The following is a 20,153-nucleotide window of genomic DNA, read 5'->3' on the forward strand; positions in this document are numbered from 1 at the left end:
AATTTCCATGAGGCGCTATGGTTTTTATAGTAGATGTTTTTTTGGATGTCATGGTTTGACTTTTGCCTTGATGGTGAGCAGCATCGCGGCAGCTGCAGCCTGTTCGCCGGATCGGCGGGAACCACCTATGCCCCGTTCGGACAGGCGCAGTTCGGGAATTTCACACTCCACGTCGAAGCTTTGTTTGTGCGCCGCACCGATGGTGGCAACCACCTTGTACAGCGGCAGCTTCATTTTGCGACCCTGGAGCCACTCTTGCAACTCGGTTTTGGCATCCTTGCCAATGGCCTCCATGCCGGGGTTGATCTCTACGTCCTTGAACAGCCTCTGCACCAGGGTCTGGGCCGCGGCAAATCCGCTATCCAGGTAGACGGCGCCAATGATGGCTTCCAGCGTATCGGCCAGGATGGAGGGGCGCTTCTGCCCACCGGAGCGGACTTCGCCCTCGCCCAGGCGCATGACGTCTGGCAAGCCCAAACCGACCGCCAACTGGTGCAAGGTTTCCTGCTTGACCAGATTGGCCCGCACACGGGACAAATCACCCTCAGGCAAATTGCCCAGGCGGGTGTAGAGAAGATCGGAGACTGCCAGATTCAGCACCGAGTCGCCCAGGAACTCCAGGCGCTCGTAATGGTCGGCGGAGAAGCTGCGGTGGGTCAGTGCCTGGGTCAGCAGCGCAGCATTGGTAAATTCATGTTGCAGGCGACGCTGCAACTCCAGTAAACCAGATGCCACGCTATTTAGAGTTGCCGGCGTACTTCAACGTTAACCAGGCGGGGCCTGTCAAGTGAATTTCACGCTCGTAGGCAAAACTGACCACCACTTTGTCTCCCTCTTTGGTGATTTCAAGATCTTTACCACTAATGGCTTTGAAATCGTCAATCGCTTGCATACGGTCAAACGCAGCGCGAACTTCCACCACTGAAGTACCTTCAGCCGATTTCCTTGCTGCCTTCTTGATGGCTTGGTACTCTACAAATGTCGGGAAGACTTGCGCTGCGACCACACCGGTCACGGCCAACACCACACCCACAAAAACCAAACCAAAAAAAGTAATGCCGCGTTGCTTGGATCTGCTTTGCACTCTCATGTGTACTTTCCTTTCAATCAAACGAACCGATACGCTTGGGATTGCTGAAATTCATCCAGACAAAAAAAGCCTTGCCCACAATATTTTTCTCTGGAACAAAGCCCCAATAGCGCGAATCCAGTGAATTATCGCGATTGTCACCCATCATGAAATAGTGACCTTCCGGTACCTTGCAGCGCACACCCTCCACGGAATACAGGCAGGCATCACGGCCGGCAAAGTTCTCCACACCAGGCACAAAAGCCGGGCGTTCCTCATCATTAAGGACCTTATGCTTTTTGTCACCCAGCGTCTCTTCATACTGCTTGAAGTAACGCATGACGTCTTCATCAAAAAAATCAGGCACACCCGTGGTGACAACGGATTGGCCGTTAACCGTCAAACGCTTGTTGATGTACTGAACGGTATCCCCCGGCAACCCCACCACACGCTTGATGTAGTCCAGACTGGGCTTGGGTGGATAGCGGAACACCATGACGTCGCCACGTTTGGGTGCGCTGCCTTCCGTGATTTTGGTGTTGAGCACCGGCAGGCGCAGGCCATAGGTAAATTTATTCACCAGGATCAGGTCGCCGACCAGCAGTGTGGGGATCATGGAGCCCGACGGAATCTTGAACGGCTCTACGAGAAACGAGCGCAGGAAGAAGACGGCGATGATGACGGGGAACAAACCAGCGGTCCAATCCAGCCACCAAGGCTGTGCCAACAGGCGACTCTTGGCTTCTGCAATATCACCATCAACCTGTTTGATGCCCATCTTGCCCAGATCTTCGCGCCGTTTGGCGTCCGAAGCTTCCAGCACCGCTGCGGCGGTTTGCCGTTGTGGCAAAAAGTAGAACCGTTCAGCCAGCCAATAAGCGCCAGTGACCACGGTTGCCACAAACAGCAGCAAGGCAAAGTTGCCTTCCACATACCCGAAATACCAGGAACCGGCGTACAGCACAAAAGCCGCCAGCACGGCAGAGGTCAGCGCCTGCATCAGTTAGTTCCCCCCACGCTTGCCGCTGCGCGTACTGCGCTGCCCCCCAAGGGGGCCATCGCGCCTTGGGACGGCCCGGCGGCGCTCAATCTTCCACCTGCAAAATAGCCAGGAAGGCCTCTTGTGGCACTTCCACCGATCCGACTTGTTTCATACGTTTTTTGCCTGCTTTTTGTTTTTCGAGGAGCTTCTTCTTGCGTGAAATGTCACCGCCATAACACTTGGCGAGCACGTTCTTGCGAAGGGCTTTGATTGTCTCACGGGCAATGATGTTGGCTCCTATGGCCGCCTGGATCGCCACGTCGTACATCTGGCGGGAAATGATTTCGCGCATCTTGGCCACCACGGCCCGGCCGCGGTACTGGCTCTGGGCGCGGTGCAGCATGATGGATAAGGCATCGACCTTTTCGCCGTTGAGCAAAATATCCACTTTGACGACATCGGCCGCGCGGTATTCCTTGAACTCATAGTCCATGGAGGCATAACCCCGGCTCACACTCTTGAGCTTGTCAAAGAAGTCCAACACGATTTCAGCCAGCGGCATTTCATAGGTCAGTACAACCTGGCGGCCCTTGTAGGCCATATTCATCTGCACGCCGCGCTTCTGGTTGGCCAATGTCATGACCACTCCCACATATTCCTGCGGCATGTACAGGTGCATGGTGACAATGGGTTCACGGATCTCGGCCATCTTGCCCACGTCCGGCATCTTGGAGGGGTTCTCCACCATGATGACTTCGCCGTCGTTTTTCATAACCTGGTAGACCACGCTGGGTGCGGTGGTGATCAGGTCCTGGTCAAACTCGCGCTCTAGGCGCTCCTGCACAATTTCCATGTGCAGCAAGCCCAGGAAGCCGCAGCGGAATCCAAAACCCAGCGCTTGCGACACCTCGGGTTCGTAATGCAACGATGCGTCGTTGAGTTTGAGCTTTTCCAGTGCGTCACGCAGCGAATCGTATTCACTGGCTTCGGTCGGGTACAGGCCCGCAAACACTTGGGGCTGGATTTCCTTGAATCCAGGCAGAGCCTCGGTGGCCGTCATTGCCGCGCCGCCAGTGCCAGGCTTGATCAGCGTCACCGTGTCACCCACCTTGGCGGCCTGGAGTTCCTTGATGCCGGCAATGATGTAACCCACTTCTCCCGCTTCCAGCGACGGACGTGGCTGGTTGGCTGGCGTGAACACGCCCAGGTTGTCGGCGTTGTACATGGCGCCCGAGGCCATCATCTTGATGCGTTCACCCTTGGCCAAACGGCCATCGACCACACGGACCAGCATCACTACACCGACATATGGATCGAACCAGCTGTCGATGATCATGGCTCGCAGCGGGCCATTGGGGTTGCCTTTGGGGGCCGGTATCTTGGCGACGATGGCTTCCAGGATGTCATCGATACCCAAGCCAGTTTTGGCGGAGCAGACAATGGCATCGGTTGCGTCGATGCCAATCACGTCTTCTATTTCGCTGCGTGCGTTGTCGGGGTCCGCGTTGGGCAGATCAATCTTGTTGAGCACCGGCAGCACTTCCACATGCAGATCCAATGCGGTGTAACAGTTCGCCACGGTCTGTGCTTCAACACCCTGACTGGCATCCACCACCAGCAACGCACCTTCACAAGCTGACAGTGAACGACTCACTTCATAAGAGAAGTCCACATGACCGGGTGTGTCGATCAGATTGAGGTTGTAGACCTGCCCGTCTTTCGCTTTGTATTGCAGCGCGGCGGTCTGCGCCTTGATGGTTATCCCACGCTCTTTTTCGATATCCATCGAGTCAAGAACTTGCGCTTCCATCTCACGTGCTTCGAGGCCGCCGCAACGCTGGATCAATCGGTCCGCGAGTGTGGATTTGCCGTGATCAATGTGCGCAATGATCGAAAAATTTCTGATGTGATTCATCAACGAGAACGCTTAAGTGGTTGAATTAAAAAGGACGCACAAGAAAAAAGGGCGCGTCGGATAGTGACGCGCCCTGAAACCAACAATCATTGGCAACTGCGAAGGTTGGAACTTCATTGTAGGCAAAAAGCCCTGAATGCAAAGCCCCCAAAACGCCAATCGGGTGAAGTTGCAACTCAACAACAGTTATCTTATTCACAGCTTATCAACAATTCGAAGGGGGAAGTTCTGTACAACTTGTGGGTGATCTGTGGATCAGCTGTGGGGGACTTGTCGTCATCCCATATGATGGATTTTTACCCATCCATATACCCAAAAAGTACTTTGTAAGTGCCGCATTCTAACCAATTTTCGAACGAACTCGAAAAGTTAGTAACTGCAAACATTTTGAGGGGATTTTTACCCCGATATAAAAAATCTATGGTTCGGCCTCCCTAACACGCCAAAACCCCACCGTAACGTGGGGTTGTTGGGTGGCCGAACGCCTTAACGTGCCGGCTTGATGATGACAAACTGGGCCAACTCTCCGCGGCGGATCAGCACCGGCAAAGGTTTGGTCTTGTCATGTTTTGCCAATGCCGCTTCAAACTCTTTCACGGACAGCACATCCACATTGGCCAAGGCCAAGATCACATCCCCCTCTCGCAGACCTGCGCGAGCTGCGGCGTCTACGGCGCTATCAACTTTGACACCGCCTTTGACCTTGAGCTCTTTTTTCTGTACATCGGTCAGCTCGCTGACGGAGAGCCCCACAGCCTGACCGGCAGCCGAGGCTTTGGGCTTCTCATCACGCGACGAGGTCTTGACCGATGGTTTGTCGGCCTCAACTTCTGCAATGGTGATACTCAGGTCCTTGGATGTACCACGGCGAAACACGGTAATAGTGCTCTTGGTACCAGGCTTGGTACCGCCCACCATGCGTGGCAGGTCGCTTGATTTTTCAATGACCTTGCCATCAAAACGGGTGATGATGTCGCCCGCTTCGATACCGGCTTTCTCCGCAGGTGATCCGGCTTCCACACCGCGCACCATGGCGCCCACCGATTTGCCCAGGCCGATGGACTCCGCGACGTCTTTGTTGACCTGTTCAATCTGAACACCAATGCGACCACGAGACACGCGGCCCGAGCTGCGCAGTTGGTCACTCACGCGTACCGCTTCATCCATGGGAATGGCGAAGGAAATTCCCATAAACCCACCCGAGCGCGAATAAATCTGGCTGTTGATACCCACCACTTCACCACGCATATTGATCAAGGGTCCGCCCGAATTGCCAGGATTGATCGCCACGTCCGTTTGAATGAAGGGCAAAAAGTCTCCCGTATCGCGTTGTTTTGCACTCACGATACCTGCCGTAACGGTGCTCTCCAGACCAAAGGGTGAGCCAATAGCCATAACCCATTCGCCAACGCGCAGTCGGCTGACATCGCCCACCTTGACCGCCGGCAACCCAGTAGCCTCGATCTTCACAACGGCAACGTCGGTCCGTTTGTCTGTACCAATGATCTTCGCCTTGAACTCACGCTTGTCAGTCAACGTCACCAAAACCTCGTCTGCACCATCCACCACATGGGCATTGGTCATGATGAAGCCGTCAGCCGTCAGGATGAATCCGGAACCCACACCACGGGGCTGTTCCTCTTCCTGCTGGGGCTTGTTTTGCCGCGGGACCTGGCGCGGATTTCCAGGCACATTGGGCATCGGAATGCCAAAACGCCGGAAGAACTCCATCATGTCTTCGTCACCTTGGGCGCCCGGCTGGCGGGCCACCACCTTCTCCATGGTGCGGATATTGACAACGGACGGGCCCACCTGGTCCACCAGATCAGTAAAGTCGGGCAACGCTCGGGCTTGCGCCATGGCGGGCTGTAACGGCGCCGTGGCGACGAAAGCACCGGCTGACAGGCTCAACGCGACCAGGAAAGCACGCAAAGTCTTGTGCACGAAAATTTTCATCGAGAATATCCTCCATTCAAAATACAGGTACTGCCATAGAGCGCCCTGCGCTGGCGGTGTTCCCCGCGCAGCGCTATTTTTTTCGTTCCAGGGCCTGCGCAAACGCATTCAATGTGGCCAGTGGCACCTCACCGACCGCGGTCACCCACCACATATCTATGCGGCGGGTCAGCGTGTGTGTGGCGCCCCCCATATCGGTGGCGCCTTCACGCAGGTGGCGCCGGGCATCGAAGGTCTCTACAAACAGTGACAGCGTTGCGACACCATCCGAGAACACCCATTGCATTGTGGGTTGCGCTTTACCCTGCTGAGTGGCCTGCGGCTGAACCACAGCGGCGCGCTGGTAACAGCCCATCGGCTTGAATCCGTCCACAGGCTTTTGAAGCGCCCAACCCTGGGCATCTGCGGTCGTCTTCTGCAAATCGGGCCGCACCACGCGGTAACCATCCGTGTTACCTGAGCGGGTCAGTTTGGCCACATTGACCGCGGCACCCAGTTGCAACTCGGAAAACGCGGACTGTTCCAAAACCTTGCCGCTCAGATCCAAGGTCTGCAACTGGATGATGAGGCCCGACTTTTTTTCACTCCACACCCGGTAGCCAAAGCGCAGTCCGTCTTTGGGCTGCAGCAGAAAAATTTCGGTGTCAAAGCCCGCTATGCGTTCGTTGCCCAACGCTTTGAGCTGGTAAAAATCACCGATTGACGAGTCACTGGATTTGAGCAAGTCGGGGAACAGGCCCAGGGATTCGCGCACTTCTGCAACCGCAATGCGGGACTGTGGAAAAAACGTGACTACTTGGTCGTTGTGCCGAAATATGGCCCTGGGTATCCCGCTGAGGGACTCCACCCGCTCCAGTTGTTGTGCACCATCGCATACATGCCAGATACGGGCACTGGCCATGCCGGCGCTCGATGACACTACAAACGTGCCGGTATAGACACTTTGCCGTGCCGCCTGGTGCACGCGCAACAACCAGGCATTCAAAGACGGGGGTTCGGAAACTGCTGGCTGCGCAAAGGCACTATTGTGCGACACCAGCCCGTACAGTGCCAGCAACAAACTGACGAAGAAAAGCCGAGTCTGCCTCACCGGGCAGGTCCTTCATAAGTCGCGTTGCGCAGAAAGCCCGCTGGCACCTGCAATGCGGAATGGCCACCCAACTGGCGGTGGGCCGCCATCAACTCGTCCAAACGCGGGTCGCGCAACATAGTGCCCGCACCCGTGTCGGCCACGACAACCGTTGTGGGTGCACGCGGTGCAACAACCTCCTGAGCGACCAGTTGCGCACCACTACGCGAGCCCACTTGTGTCCAGAGATTCAGACCTACGACACCCACCAAGGCAAATCCGGCCACACCGGCCAGCATTTTCCAGCGGAACACCGAGGCGTTGGCGCTGGGCACATTGACCGTGATGGTGGCAAGTTGTACTGGGCTAACCACTGGGCGTATGGGCTCTTGCGCCAGCCTACGCTCCAACCGCTCCAGAAAAGCATGGTCACTGCCGGACGGAGCCAGCTCCGAGCTGCGCAGCACATCACCAATCACATGGTAGGCATGCCAGGTTTGCACCGCTTGGCGGTCCGACAACAAGGCATCTAAGGCATGTGCGCCCTCGCCGTCCGGCACATGGCCGTCGACCAGATCACAGATACGTTCGTTGGGTATTGAATTCATCTTTTCCATGTGCAACCCTCTGCCACCGTTTACCACCGTTTACCTGTTTGTTTGTCCAATAGCGGCCGTACTCGCGCAGAAATAGCCTCCCGGGCACGGAAGATGCGCGAACGCACGGTTCCGACGGGGCAATCCATGGCGGCAGCAATTTCTTCGTAACTCAAGCCTTCAATCTCTCGCAACACGACAGCCTGGCGCAAATCGACGGGCAGGTCATCCATGGCGGCATTCACGACGGCTGCAATTTCTTTGGCAGCAAGGATGGATTCCGGTCCGTCATCGGCTGTTGGTTCGTTTTTCTTCCAGGAAGTTTCATCGTCGTCGTCATTGGCCAGAAAACTCTCCGATACCGTGGGATCGTTCTTGAGCTCCAGCAGGAACTTCTTGGCCGTGTTGACGGCAATGCGGTACAGCCAGGTGTAAAACTGGGCATCGCCGCGGAACTGGTGCAAGGCACGGTAGGCGCGGATAAAGGTTTCCTGGCAAATGTCTTCCACCAGATCGACATCGCGCACCATACGGCCAATAAGGCGCTGAATGCGGCGCTGGTACTTCAACACCAGCAAGCCATAGGCGCGCTGATCACCTGCCACGGTGCGCTGCACGAGGACCGCGTCGCTATCCTGGGGGGTTGCGGGCAGGACGTCGCTCACGCAAGCTCCCCTGCAATGCCAGTGCTGGATGTTTTGCTTTTGCTGTTGGCTTTAGCTTGACTAGACACGATTGCACGCCGCAAAGGCTTCCAGCCCGTGTCGCCGGGAGCCGCCTCCAGCCACAGGGAAATTGGCGCCCGGCCTTCGGTCGTGACATGGACCACAACAACACTCTGAAAGTCCATCAACACGTCCAGGCGACACTCCGGGTTATCGCCAAAGCCCGACCAGCGCCAATGCTCGCCGTCCCAGCGCAAGCTGCCCTGCGGGGAATTCTTCCACCCCACGAGCGCCACGCCACTGGCAGCCAATACAGCCAGGGCCAATCCTCCGGTACGAAGGTCCAACACGGTCTGCGTCCACGCGAAAGTTACCAAGGCAAGCAAGGCCAGCAGGCTTGCGGACACGATAAGCCAAGCCTGCCAGCGCGAACGTTTGACGAGAAAATTGACCGCGGGGGCCCGGTGCATGGAATCTGACGAAGGGCCCGTGCGCCTAGACGCGCTTGAACACCAGGGAACCGTTGGTGCCACCAAAGCCAAAATTATTCTTCACCGCGACGTCAATGCGCATGTCACGGGCAACATTGGCGCAGTAGTCCAGATCACATTCGGGATCCTGGTTGAAGATATTGATGGTCGGTGGGCTCTTTTGGTGGTGCACCGCCAACACAGTAAACACCGATTCAATGCCACCAGCGCCGCCCAACAAATGCCCGGTCATGGACTTGGTCGAATTGACCACGATCTTTTTGGCATGGTCACCCAAGGCCGCCTTGATCGCGTTGGTCTCATTCAAATCACCCAGTGGTGTCGAGGTGCCATGTGCATTCAGATAGTTCACCTGATCAGCGTTGACACCGGCATTGCGCATGGCACTCAGCATGGCGCGGCGTGGGCCGTCCATATTCGGAGCGGTCATATGACCGGCATCGGCACTCATGCCAAAACCTGCCAATTCGGCATAAATCTTGGCACCACGGGCGACCGCGTGTTCATACTCTTCAAGGACCAATACGCCAGCGCCTTCGCCCAGCACAAAACCATCGCGGTCCTTGTCCCAGGGGCGCGACGCGGTCGCAGGGTCATCGTTGCGGGTGCTCAAAGCGCGCATGGCGGCAAAACCGCCGATGCCCAAAGGCGACACGGTAGCCTCGGAACCACCGGCAACCATGACATCGGCATCGCCGTACTCAATCATGCGGCCGGCTTCGCCAATACAGTGCAGGCCGGTGGTGCAAGCGGTCACGATGGCGATATTGGGGCCTTTGAACCCATACTTCATCGACACATGGCCCGCAGTCATGTTGATGATGGTGGCAGGCACAAAAAACGGAGAAATACGGCGCGCGCCCCGGTTGGTGAGCTCGGTGTGCATGGTCTCGATCAATGGCAAGCCACCGATACCAGAACCGATCACACACCCAATACGCGTGGCTTCTTCTTCGCCCAGTGCGTCACCCGTGGGCAGACCGGCATCCACAACGGCCTGCATGGCCGCAGCAATGCCGTAGTGGATGAACGAGTCCATAGTCCGCGCTTCTTTCGGACTAATGTAGGAATCCAGATCGAAATTGCGAACCTCGCCAGCGATCTTGCAGGCGAAAGTGGAGGCGTCAAAACGGCTGATCAAATCGATGCCAGACTTGCCGGCAAGCACATTCGACCATGCCGCGTCTACCGTATTACCTACGGGACTGACGCAACCCAAACCAGTGACAACAACGCGACGACGGGACATAGCAATCAGTTTTCAGCTTTGGTCAAAAAAAGGCCGATCAAGTCGGCCATGTTCTGGATAGGCACTACCGTGACCCAAGCCACGGTGTTTGCCAATATCCATGCAGCACCTGGGTGCCGCAAAGGCCTTTATCAGGCCTTCTTGTGCGTGCTGGCGTAGTCGACAGCGTTTTGCACGGTGGTAATCTTTTCTGCGTCTTCATCGGGAATTTCAATTCCGAACTCGTCTTCCAACGCCATCACCAATTCGACGGTGTCCAGAGAATCTGCACCCAGATCGGCCACAAAGGCTTTTTCGTTGGTGACTTGGGACTCTTCCACACCGAGTTGTTCGGCAATAATTTTTTTGACGCGGACTTCGATATCACTCATGGCTTCCCTCTAAGGGTTGTAAAAGAATCCGTAATTTTACCCGGGCTTAGAGTCACAACTCCAAACGGGTCGCCGAACGGACAAATCGGCTGAATTTTTGCGCGCAGTACCTTAGCTTGGTACCTACATGTACATGCCGCCGTTGACATGCAGTTCCTGCCCCGTCACATACGCGGCCTGCGGGGACGCCAAGTATGCAACAGCATGGGCCACATCGGCCGGTTTACCTAAATGGCCCAGTGGAATCTGGCCCAACAGGGCTTTTTGCTGGTCCTCGCCCAGGCTGGCAGTCATGTCGGTCTCGATAAAACCAGGTGCCACACAGTTGACCGTGATGTTGCGCGAGCCCAGTTCCCGCGCCAGCGCACGCGTCATGCCTGCGACGCCAGCTTTGGCGGCGGCGTAATTGGCCTGACCCGGATTGCCGGACGCACCGACCACCGACGTGATGTTGACGATGCGACCGTAGCGTTGTTTCATCATGGTGCGCATCACAGCGCGGCTCATGCGGAAGACGCCCTTGAGGTTGGCCTCCATCACGGCGTCCCACTCGTCGTCCTTCATGCGCATAGCCAAGTTGTCGCGGGTGATGCCGGCGTTGTTGACCAGTATCTGCAGGCCGCCATGCTCCTTGACCAAGGCATCCACCAGGGCTTCGCCTGCGGCGCTCTGCGTTACGTCCAGCGTACGACCGGCACAGCCGGGAAAAGCAGCCAAGGCATCGGCGATCTTGGCTGCGCCCGCATCCGTGGTCGCCGTGCCAATGACTTTGACACCCCTGCGGGCCAATTCCAGCGCAATCGCTGCGCCAATACCGCGCGACGCGCCTGTTACCAAGGCCACCTGGCCTTCAAATTTCACGTCGTTCATGCCTCAGCACCCTTTAAAGCTTCTTGTGTATCTTGCAATGTGGCGGGGTCATATACCGCCAGCCCCATCAACTCGGCATCTATGCGTTTGACCATGCCAGCCAACACCTTGCCCGGGCCACACTCCACCAGTGTAGTCAAGCCGCGTGCCTTGATGGCCTGCACACATTCCACCCAACGCACTGGACCAAAGGCCTGGCGGTACAGGGCGTCGCGGATACGGTCCGCATCCACTTCCACGGCCACTTCAATATTGTTGATCAGCGCAATCTGTGGCGCTGCAATGTCCAGCGTCTCCAGATGGGCCTTGAGTTTCTCGGCAGCCGGCTTCATCAGACTGGAATGAAACGGTGCAGATACCGGCAGCGGCAATGCGCGCTTGGCGCCGCTTGCCTTCAGCACTTCACAGGCCTTGTCCACTGCAGCCTTGCTGCCAGCGATCACGGTTTGGGCCGGATCGTTGAAGTTGACGGCCTCTACTATTTCGGCAGAACCGGCTCCGAAAGACTGCGTGACTTCGAGGCACCCCGCAGTAACCCGCGCCGCATCCATACCCAGAATGGCCGCCATGGCCCCTACACCCACGGGTACCGCCTCTTGCATGGCCTGTGCACGCAGACGCACCAAGGGCGCCGCCTGTTTCAACGTCAGGGCACCGGCGGCAACCAAGGCCGTGTATTCACCCAGGGAATGACCGGCAACGGCCGATGGTGCAACGCCCACTTCCGACATCCAGACCCGGTAGGCCGCCACACCCGCCACCAACATCACCGGCTGGGTATTGGTGGTCAGCGCCAATGCTTCTTTGGGGCCTTCGTGGATCAGTTTGGCGACATCTTCGCCCAGCGCATCGGACGCTTCCTGCAAGGTCTGGGCAACCACGGGGTGGTCACCCCAGGCGTCCAGCATGCCGACTGATTGTGATCCCTGTCCGGGAAATACAAATGCAAAGTTTTTCATAACCACTATTAGTTAAAAGTGCCTCTAGCCCCCGCAAAATATGCGTGAGTAGCTACAAAATCAGGAGCAATGCGCCCCAGGTGAAACCACCGCCCACACCTTCGAGCAGCAAGGTCTGGCCGGGTTTTACCTGGCCCGAGCGCACACCGGCGTCCAGGGCCAGCGGAATGGACGCAGCCGACGTATTGCCATGCTGGTCCACCGTGACCACCACCTTGTCCATGGACAACTTGAGCTTGCGGGCCGTACTTTGCATGATGCGGATATTGGCCTGGTGCGGTACCAGCCAGTCGATATCCGCCTCGGTCAGATTGGCCTTGGTTAACGTGGCGCGGGCCGCACTCTCCAGCAGGCCAACCGCCAGTTTGAAGACCGCCTGACCATCCATCTTCAACAGCGGATCACCCAAAATAGCTCCACCCGACACATGGCCCGGCACACACAAAATGCCCACGTGTTTGCCGTCGGCATGCAAATCGCTGGACAAGATGCCGGGCGTATCCGACGCCTCCAGCACAACCGCGCCGGCGCCATCGCCGAACAGCACGCAGGTCGTGCGGTCGTTGAAATCCAGGATGCGGGAGAATATTTCGGCGCCCACCACCAGCGCACATTTGGCTGCGCCGGTCTTGACCATGGCGTCCGCCACCGTCAAGGCGTAGACAAAGCCGCTGCATACGGCCTGCACGTCAAAGGCAGCGCCACCATTGGCACCCAGCTTGTTCTGCAAGATGCAGGCGGTCGATGGAAAAACCATGTCGGGCGTCGATGTGGCGACGATGATCAAATCCACATCCTTGGCCGTACGGCCCGCAGCCTCCAGCGCCTTTTTAGCGGCTTCCAATCCGAGATCGCTGCTGAATACACCGTCCGCCGCAAAGTGCCGGGCACGGATGCCAGTGCGCTCGACGATCCACTCGTCCGATGTTTCTACGCCTTTGGCTGCCAGTTCAGCCACCAAATCGGCATTTGTGAGTCGGCGCGGGGGTAAATAACTACCCGTGCCTGTAATTCGCGAATATTTCATGGTGGGGTTGATGACACCCGATCAGGTTTTTTATGGAGCGCTGTCAGCCGTCGCCAAAAGCGGTGCTGCGTGCGCGATACGTGCCTGAACGCGGTCAAGCAAGTTGTTTCGGGCTGCATCATACGCCCGGTTTAACGCGAACCCAAAACCCAGCACATCAGCCGAACCATGGCTCTTGAATACCAGACCGCGCAGACCCAACAAGGCCGCACCGTTGTAACGCCTGTGGTCTACGCGAACTTTGAGCGCAGTTAAAACAGAATAAGCGGCAATTGCCGCAACTTTCGTGAAAATGTTGCGAGAAAACTCGGCCTTCAGAAAATTGCCGATCATGCCGGCAAGGCCTTCACTGGCTTTCAGCGCCACATTGCCGACAAAACCGTCACAGACCACCAGGTCCACCGTGCCCTTGAAAATATCATTGCCTTCGACATTGCCAAAGAAGTTCAAATCGCCGGCTTTAGACGCAGAACGCAGCAGTTCACCCGCTTTTTTAATGGTTTCGTTACCTTTGATGATTTCTTCACCAATATTGAGCAAACCTACCGTGGGCGACTGTTTGTTATTCAGCACCGATACCAAGGCAGAGCCCATGACGGCAAACTGCAATAAGTGCTCGGCCGAACAATCCACATTGGCACCCAGATCCAGCATCGTGGTGGCACCACCCGTGGCATTGGGTAGTTGGCCCGCAATGGCCGGGCGCTCAATACCGTCAATGGTTTTGAGGATGTAACGTGAAATAGCCATCAATGCGGCCGTGTTGCCGGCAGATACGGCCGCCTGGGCCTTGCCTTCTTTGACCTGCTGGATGGCAACACGCATGGACGAATCCTTTTTGCGGCGCAGTGCAATTTCCAGCGGATCATCCATCGTCACCACTTCACTGGCAGGCACGATGGTGGCACGGGGGTGCGAGAAACCCGCCAGCTTGTCAGCCAAACCCACCAATACCAAGGCGGCGTCGGGGTGCTGCTCCAGAAACTGCGTACAGGCAGGCAGCGTGACTTGGGGGCCGTGGTCGCCTCCCATACAGTCAACAGCAATTGTGATCATGGGGTAGACGCCCAAAAAGTGAGGAGATCAAACATTGGCCACCACCATGGAATGCAGGGCCAAAAACGACAAAAGCCCGACGCTACAGGATTTGTAGCTCCGGGCTTTGGTTGAAAAACCTGGGTCAGGCTTCAGATTTGGTCTTCAGCACCTTGCGACCACGGTAGAAACCGGTGGGGCTGATGTGGTGGCGCAAGTGGGTTTCACCGGTGGTGGATTCCACAGCAATGCCTGGCACAACCAGTGCATTGTGCGAACGGTGCATACCGCGCTTGGAAGGCGACTTCTTGTTTTGTTGGACGGCCATGACTTGGCTCCTCAGCTGGGGTGCTGCGCCATGCTCAAAGCAAAATGCAACACTGGGGGTTAGTAAAAAACGCGGCAAGTTTCACACGCGAAGCCTCAGATTATAGCCCAAAGCAAGCGAAAGGGCTAGGGACGCTTTTTCAGCTGCTCCAGAACCGCAAACGGATTGGGCTTTTCCTGCTCGTCCTCGGCGAAATCGGGGTCAGCCACCTGCAACTTGACCGCTCCCGGGCATACGTCGTGTTTGGGGACCACAGGCAAGGCCATCAAGAGTTCGTCTTCCACCAGTTCCAGCAGGTTGAAGTCGCGGCTGAGCACCAGCACATCCTCTTCCGACTCCTCGTCCTCCACCTCGGCCACCTCTTCACTGACCACAAAACGAAACTCCCGCTCAAAGTGCACCGGCACGTCCACAGGGCCCAAGCAGCGCTGGCAGGTTTGTGGCAGGGCCACTTCGGCGCTCAAAACCAGCCAGATCTGTTCACTGGTGGCGCCGTTGGGCCGCGTCATGCCGGTGGCCGTAAAGTGCACCGGGTTTTGGGCGCCGGCGCCTTGCGCCTCCTCCAGCAAACGGTCAAATTGGGCCAGGTTTTGACTGGCGGTGATGCTTCCGTTGGCCTTGGCGAATGCCTCAATGTTCAGGTGCTGGGCGTCGTAGTCGTGTTTCATGCGCGCAGTGTAAGAGAATCAGGCCATGCCAGATACTTCCCATAGAAAACTCATACTCGGCTCCACATCGGTCTACCGGCGGGAACTGCTGGGCCGTTTGAACGTTCCTTTTTCGGTGGAATCGCCCCATGTGGACGAAACGCCGCTGCCCGGCGAACAGCCGGCCGCTCTGGCCCAGCGGCTGGCGCTGGCCAAGGCCCTTGCCGTAGCCACACGATTTCCGGATTGTGTGGTGATCGGCTCGGACCAGGTCGCAGATCTCGATGGGCAGGCACTGGGCAAGCCCGGTACCCACGAAAGGGCCGTCGCGCAATTGCGCCAGATGCGTGGAAAAACCGTGGTTTTCCAGACGGCAGTGGCCGTGGTCTGCCTGGAAACGGGTTTCAGCGAACAGTCTCTGGCCCCGGTTAAGGTGCTGTTCCGCAGCCTGGACGACTCCGAAATTGAAAACTACCTGCAGCTGGAGCAGCCCTACGACTGTGCAGGCAGCGCCAAAAGCGAAGGACTGGGCATTACCCTGCTGGACGCCATCGACAGCGACGACCCGACGGCGCTGGTTGGCCTGCCACTGATACGCACCAGCCGTATGCTGCGGGCGGCAGGTGTCCCATTGCTGGGCAGCAAACGGACGCCGGCATGACAACAACCCCCTTGCCAGCCAACACTCCGCGTGACAAACCGCTGGGTACTTTGTACCTGGTACCCGCCCCCCTCGATTTCGGCTGTGACAGCCAAGTGAAGCTGGACCGTGCCTTGCCTGCAGCAACCCTGGAAGTTGCCGCGGGGCTGAAACACTGGATCTGTGAAAACGCAAAGTCCACACGCGCGTACCTCAAGCGAATAGCCGAGACCCACCCTCTGTGCCAGCCTTTGCAGGCCATGCAACTGCAGGAGCTGCCGCATGAAGTCCACAAAAAGGGCGACCACCAGGGTCACTTTGATGCGCGTTACCTGCTGCAACCCGCGGTGCAGGGCGAAAACATGGGTTTGGTCAGTGAGGCCGGCATGCCCGCCATTGCCGACCCAGGCTCCTCGGTGGTTCGCGCCGCGCATGATCTGGGACTGCCCGTGGTGCCCTTGGTCGGCCCCGTGTCCTTGTTGTTAGCCCTGGCTGCCAGCGGGCTCAGTGGGCAAAACTTTGCTTTTGTGGGTTACTTGCCCAGCACACCCGCTGAGCGCAGCCAGCGCATCCGCGAACTGGAATCCCTGGCGCTCAAAACCGGGCAAACCCAGTTGTTCATTGAAACGCCGTACCGCAACCAGGCCATGCAACAAGCTCTGTTGCAGACCCTGCAGCACAACACACGCCTGGCGACGGCCAGCGGGCTGACGTTGGATACCGCACAGTGCCACAGCGACGTGGTGAAGAACTGGAAACACAAGCCCTGGGCCCTGGCAAACACCGTACCCACGGTGTTTGCGCTAGGCCGCTAGGCCCATTGGATTAACGCAGGGCTGGAACGCCCCGCATGGCCTTTACACTGCCTTCTCCGATGGCCGCACCAAAGCGTTTGACCAGGCGTTCGGCTACGTTGTCTTTGCGGGTGTAGTCGATCAATTCTTCGGCCTTGACCACTTCACGGGCCACATAATCCAGATTGCCCAGTTGGTCAGCCAAACCCATGTCAATGGCCTGCTGGCCGGTCCAGAACAGGCCGCTAAAAGTTTCCGGATTTTCTTTCAGGCGTTCGCCACGGCCAGCCTTCACCACGGCGATGAACTGCTGGTGGATCTGGTTCAGCATGGCCTGGGCAAACTCACGCTGCTTGTCGGTCTGGGGGCTGAAGGGATCCAGGAAACCCTTGTTTTCACCGGCTGTCATGAGGCGGCGCTCCACACCAATCTTCTCCATCAGACCGGTAAAGCCAAAACCATCCATCAACACACCAATGCTGCCAACCACGCTGGCCTTGTCGACAAATATCTTGTCAGCACCCGCGGCAATGTAATAAGCGGCCGAGGCGCAGGTCTCTTCCACCACCGCGTAGACCGGCTTCTTGTGCAGGGCCTTGAGCCGGTTGATTTCGTCATTGATGATGCCGGCCTGCACCGGGCTACCGCCGGGTGAATTGATCAACAACACCACCGCCTTGGCACCCTTGTCTTCGAACGCGCTGCGCATGGCGGCGACGATGAGTTCGGCACTGCCCTCGGATTCTGAGGCAATTTCCCCCTGGATCTTCACCAGCGCGGTGTGGGGGGTGGTGGGGTCCGCTGCACTGCCGCCACGGTCCATGCCCAGCCACAACAGGGCTACGAAAAAGCCCAGCCAAGCCAGGCGAATGCCGTTGCGCCAGCGGCGGGCCTGGCGCTGCTCGGTGATGGCTGCCAGGGCCAGTGTTTCCAGCGTTGCGCGCTCCCAGCCCGGCGCCTGATCAGCACGGGTTGTGTTGACGGATGCTTCTGTTTTTATAGCAGCATCGGTAATGTCTTCGGGGGCTTGGGGTTGATTTAATGTCATAACGTATGGCCAGGAGTGTTCAAGTCAAAGGGTTCAGAATTCGACGGCTTGCAGGTGGGGGGCAGTATGCCAGTGCACCACACCATCGCGCTCGGTCATGGCTATCTTGACCAGGCCGCCGCGGCAGGGCCCACCAATGCAGTGACCCGTCTGCGGCCGGTACATGGCGCCGTGGGTGGCACACATCAGCCAACTGCCACTGCTGTCGAAAAAGCGGTTGGGCTGGTAGTCCATCTCCATGGGAACGTGGGCACATTGGTTCAGGTAGCCATAGACCTGGCCTTCAAAACGGATGGCAAACCCGCGGGATGTGCGCCCGCAATACACCACGTCAAAGGGAACGGCTTCGCCACTGTCCACTAGGTCGGCAGAGTTGCACAGGGCTATGGGTGGTGTATCAGGCATGTTCTGCAAACCAGGCATGGAGCTCAGGCACGGTGTGGGCTACGAATATGGGTTTGAGTGCTGCAAAAGCGGCTGGCTCGTGGGCGCCATAACTGACGCCCACGCTGGGGCAGCCGGCGTTTATCGCCATTTGCAGATCGTGTGTGGTGTCGCCCACCATCAACACACGCTGCGCGGGCACGCCAAACTCCTGCATCAGCTCCTGCAACATCAGGGGGTGGGGCTTGCCCGCGGTTTCGTCCGCGGTGCGGGAGGCATGGAACAGGCCCTGTAGCTCTGAGGTTTTCAGCACCTCGTTGAGCCCACGCCGGCTTTTGCCGGTGGCCACGGCCAGTACGTAGTTGCGCGCCTTCAGCTCGGCCAAGAGGGGCAGGATTCCGTCAAACAGGCTGATGTCGTTCTGGTGCGTGGTGTAGTGGTGCTTGTAACGGGCACCCAGTTCGGCGTATTTGCTGGGCGGCACGTCGGGCGCGGCATGGGCCAGCGCCTGCATCAGCCCCAGGCCGATGACATAGGCCGCATCCTGGTCGCTGGGTTTGCGCCCCCCCACATCCACCACCGCGGCCTGGATGCAGCGGGTGATGATGGCGGTGGAGTCAAACAGGGTTCCGTCCCAGTCAAAAGCGATCAGGTCAAAGGGGCGCGTGGGTTTGGTCGGCATGGAAAAGAATCAAAAAATGGGCAGGCGCTCAACTGGCCTGTGGCAAGATCTGTTGCACAAATTGGGCCAGTTCGGTCGGCAGATTCGCCTGCAATTCCAGGCGCTCGCCGGTGGCGGGGTGGTTGCACTGCAGCCGCCAGGCATGCAAAAACATCCGTTTGAGCGGCGTGGTGCTGTTCGCGCGGGCCAAGGCCTTGTTGCTGTCAAAGTCGCCGTATTTGTCATCCCCGACAATGGGCAGGCCTTCGGATGCCAAATGCACACGGATCTGGTGTGTGCGGCCAGTCTTGATGGTCACCTCCAGCAGGGAGTAGCCGCGGTCACTACTGACAGGCGCCTGGTGCGTACCGGGGACCACACCACCGGCTGCACGCACCTTGACCAGGGTCAGCGATGGCATGCCGTCCGGATCATCCTTGGCCACCACTTTGACGCGGCGCTCGCCATCGGGCAACAAATACTTGTGCAGCGGCTTGTCCAGCACCTTCTTATTAGCAGGCCATTGGCCAATGACCATGGCCAGGTAAGTTTTGCCGGTTTCCCGCTCGCGGAACTGGTCTTGCAGGTTTTTCAGCGCGCTGCGCTTCTTGGCGACCAGCAGGATGCCACTGGTTTCCCGGTCCAGCCGGTGCACCAGCTCCAGAAACTTGGCCTGCGGCCGGGCCATGCGCAACTGCTCGATGACGCCAAAACTGACGCCTGAACCACCGTGGACTGCCACGCCGGCCGGTTTGTTGATCGCCAGCAGGCTGTCATCCTCAAACAAAACGGCAAATGCCTTGGCTGGCACATGGCTGGCCACTTGTTCGGCCATGGCCTGGGCTTTCTCGGCCACCCGTTCGGAGATACGAACCGGGGGCACACGCACCTCATCCCCGGCGTTCAGACGGGTTTCTGCCGATGCCCGGCCCTTGTTGACCCGCACCTCGCCACTGCGGATGATGCGGTAGACGTGGGTCTTGGGAACACCCTTGAGGTGGCGCATCAGGTAGTTGTCTAGCCGCTGCCCAGCCCCATCTTCGTCGATGGTCAGGGTTTTCACCTGGGGCGGAACATGGGCGGATGGGGGCGCAGGAATGCCCCCTATAATGTGTTTCACTAGCGTCGCGCTGTAAGTGGTTGATTTGTCTGGAGTTTAGTCCACACGCCATACACAGACACGCTGGAAGGTCGATGCCGCCGGGTTGCGCTGCAAACAAACCACACGCCAAATGCCTGTGGTGGTCTGCAAACAACACGGTCAAGACTGCGAAACGAAATACTGATACGGAATACCTACAGTTTGCAGACCCCTCGTCTGTGAACGGAATGAAACGAGATGTTTGTGCTGATGTGCCTGATGTGTCTTTGCCTACGGAGCGTTTTCGCGCCGTTGC

General features: G+C 57.8%; 23 protein-coding genes. 2 read left to right on the plus strand and 21 right to left on the minus strand.

Going from position 1 to position 20,153, the window contains the following annotated elements:
* Positions 1-48 precede the first annotated feature (48 nt).
* From rnc to HZ993_RS08305, 17 genes are all read right to left on the minus strand, one after another.
* Positions 49-735: a ribonuclease III gene (gene rnc / locus HZ993_RS08225; RefSeq protein WP_209396920.1), complete on the minus strand. Its 687-nt coding sequence runs from the start codon at positions 733-735 to the stop codon at positions 49-51.
* 1 nt (position 736) lies between these two features.
* Positions 737-1,090 (minus strand): DUF4845 domain-containing protein, encoded by a 354-nt coding sequence (locus HZ993_RS08230; RefSeq protein WP_209396922.1) that lies wholly within the window; start codon positions 1,088-1,090, stop codon positions 737-739.
* Between the two features lie 13 nt (positions 1,091-1,103).
* Complete coding sequence (gene lepB / locus HZ993_RS08235; RefSeq protein ID WP_209396924.1) at positions 1,104-2,069, minus strand: signal peptidase I; 966 nt, start codon at positions 2,067-2,069, stop codon at positions 1,104-1,106.
* An 85-nt stretch (positions 2,070-2,154) separates the two neighbouring features.
* Complete coding sequence (gene lepA / locus HZ993_RS08240) at positions 2,155-3,966, minus strand: translation elongation factor 4 (protein ID WP_209396927.1); 1,812 nt, start codon at positions 3,964-3,966, stop codon at positions 2,155-2,157.
* Between the two features lie 486 nt (positions 3,967-4,452).
* Entirely contained in the window at positions 4,453-5,922 is a 1,470-nt protein-coding gene (locus HZ993_RS08245) for a DegQ family serine endoprotease (RefSeq protein WP_209396929.1), read from the minus strand.
* A 73-nt stretch (positions 5,923-5,995) separates the two neighbouring features.
* Positions 5,996-7,012 carry a MucB/RseB C-terminal domain-containing protein gene (locus HZ993_RS08250; RefSeq protein WP_209396931.1) on the minus strand — a complete coding sequence of 339 codons (1,017 nt, stop codon included), beginning with the start codon at positions 7,010-7,012 and terminating at the stop codon, positions 5,996-5,998.
* Entirely contained in the window at positions 7,009-7,608 is a 600-nt protein-coding gene (locus HZ993_RS08255) for a sigma-E factor negative regulatory protein (protein ID WP_245213877.1), read from the minus strand. The genes HZ993_RS08250 and HZ993_RS08255 overlap by 4 nt, the downstream gene beginning before the upstream one ends.
* A gap of 20 nt (positions 7,609-7,628) precedes the next feature.
* Entirely contained in the window at positions 7,629-8,252 is a 624-nt protein-coding gene (gene rpoE / locus HZ993_RS08260; RefSeq protein WP_209396933.1) for an RNA polymerase sigma factor RpoE, read from the minus strand.
* Positions 8,249-8,722, minus strand: coding sequence for a hypothetical protein (locus HZ993_RS08265; protein WP_209396935.1), 474 nt, complete (start codon positions 8,720-8,722; stop codon positions 8,249-8,251). Before HZ993_RS08265 ends, rpoE begins: the two co-directional genes overlap by 4 nt.
* A gap of 25 nt (positions 8,723-8,747) precedes the next feature.
* Positions 8,748-9,992, minus strand: a complete 1,245-nt coding sequence (fabF, locus tag HZ993_RS08270) for a beta-ketoacyl-ACP synthase II (protein ID WP_209396937.1) — start codon at positions 9,990-9,992, stop codon at positions 8,748-8,750.
* A gap of 131 nt (positions 9,993-10,123) precedes the next feature.
* The gene (acpP, locus tag HZ993_RS08275; protein WP_209396939.1) at positions 10,124-10,363 is read right to left on the minus strand and encodes an acyl carrier protein; all 240 of its coding nucleotides are present in this window, start codon (positions 10,361-10,363) and stop codon (positions 10,124-10,126) included.
* Between the two features lie 123 nt (positions 10,364-10,486).
* Positions 10,487-11,233 (minus strand): 3-oxoacyl-ACP reductase FabG, encoded by a 747-nt coding sequence (gene fabG, locus HZ993_RS08280; RefSeq protein ID WP_209396941.1) that lies wholly within the window; start codon positions 11,231-11,233, stop codon positions 10,487-10,489.
* Complete coding sequence (gene fabD / locus HZ993_RS08285) at positions 11,230-12,192, minus strand: ACP S-malonyltransferase (RefSeq protein ID WP_209396950.1); 963 nt, start codon at positions 12,190-12,192, stop codon at positions 11,230-11,232. Before fabD ends, fabG begins: the two co-directional genes overlap by 4 nt.
* A 52-nt stretch (positions 12,193-12,244) precedes the next feature.
* Positions 12,245-13,219 (minus strand): beta-ketoacyl-ACP synthase III, encoded by a 975-nt coding sequence (locus HZ993_RS08290; protein WP_209396952.1) that lies wholly within the window; start codon positions 13,217-13,219, stop codon positions 12,245-12,247.
* A 30-nt stretch (positions 13,220-13,249) separates the two neighbouring features.
* The gene (gene plsX / locus HZ993_RS08295) at positions 13,250-14,275 is read right to left on the minus strand and encodes a phosphate acyltransferase PlsX (RefSeq protein ID WP_209396954.1); all 1,026 of its coding nucleotides are present in this window, start codon (positions 14,273-14,275) and stop codon (positions 13,250-13,252) included.
* 124 nt (positions 14,276-14,399) lie between these two features.
* Complete coding sequence (rpmF, locus tag HZ993_RS08300) at positions 14,400-14,582, minus strand: 50S ribosomal protein L32 (RefSeq protein WP_105259923.1); 183 nt, start codon at positions 14,580-14,582, stop codon at positions 14,400-14,402.
* 125 nt (positions 14,583-14,707) lie between these two features.
* A complete protein-coding gene (locus HZ993_RS08305; RefSeq protein ID WP_209396956.1) occupies positions 14,708-15,250 on the minus strand; it encodes a DUF177 domain-containing protein in 543 nt (180 codons plus the stop codon).
* 25 nt (positions 15,251-15,275) lie between these two features.
* Here HZ993_RS08305 and HZ993_RS08310 point away from each other — a divergent pair, with 25 nt between their 5' ends.
* Entirely contained in the window at positions 15,276-15,890 is a 615-nt protein-coding gene (locus HZ993_RS08310) for a Maf family nucleotide pyrophosphatase (RefSeq protein ID WP_209396957.1), read from the plus strand.
* Positions 15,887-16,684 (plus strand): SAM-dependent methyltransferase, encoded by a 798-nt coding sequence (locus tag HZ993_RS08315; RefSeq protein WP_209396958.1) that lies wholly within the window; start codon positions 15,887-15,889, stop codon positions 16,682-16,684. The genes HZ993_RS08310 and HZ993_RS08315 overlap by 4 nt, the downstream gene beginning before the upstream one ends.
* Positions 16,685-16,694: 10 nt before the next feature.
* Here the strand turns inward: HZ993_RS08315 and HZ993_RS08320 are convergent, their stop codons facing one another.
* Genes HZ993_RS08320 through HZ993_RS08335 form a run of 4 tightly spaced genes read right to left on the minus strand, consistent with a single transcriptional unit; the run spans position 16,695 to position 19,876 of the window.
* Positions 16,695-17,711 (minus strand): S49 family peptidase, encoded by a 1,017-nt coding sequence (locus HZ993_RS08320; RefSeq protein WP_209396959.1) that lies wholly within the window; start codon positions 17,709-17,711, stop codon positions 16,695-16,697.
* 33 nt (positions 17,712-17,744) lie between these two features.
* On the minus strand, positions 17,745-18,116 hold the full coding sequence (locus HZ993_RS08325) for a Rieske 2Fe-2S domain-containing protein (protein ID WP_209396960.1): 372 nt from the start codon (positions 18,114-18,116) through the stop codon (positions 17,745-17,747).
* The gene (locus HZ993_RS08330; RefSeq protein WP_209396961.1) at positions 18,109-18,777 is read right to left on the minus strand and encodes an HAD family hydrolase; all 669 of its coding nucleotides are present in this window, start codon (positions 18,775-18,777) and stop codon (positions 18,109-18,111) included. Before HZ993_RS08330 ends, HZ993_RS08325 begins: the two co-directional genes overlap by 8 nt.
* A 28-nt stretch (positions 18,778-18,805) precedes the next feature.
* Positions 18,806-19,876 carry an RluA family pseudouridine synthase gene (locus tag HZ993_RS08335; protein ID WP_209396962.1) on the minus strand — a complete coding sequence of 357 codons (1,071 nt, stop codon included), beginning with the start codon at positions 19,874-19,876 and terminating at the stop codon, positions 18,806-18,808.
* Positions 19,877-20,153 lie beyond the last annotated feature (277 nt).

Source organism: Rhodoferax sp. AJA081-3, assembly GCF_017798165.1.
Lineage (GTDB): Bacteria > Pseudomonadota > Gammaproteobacteria > Burkholderiales > Burkholderiaceae_C > Allorhodoferax.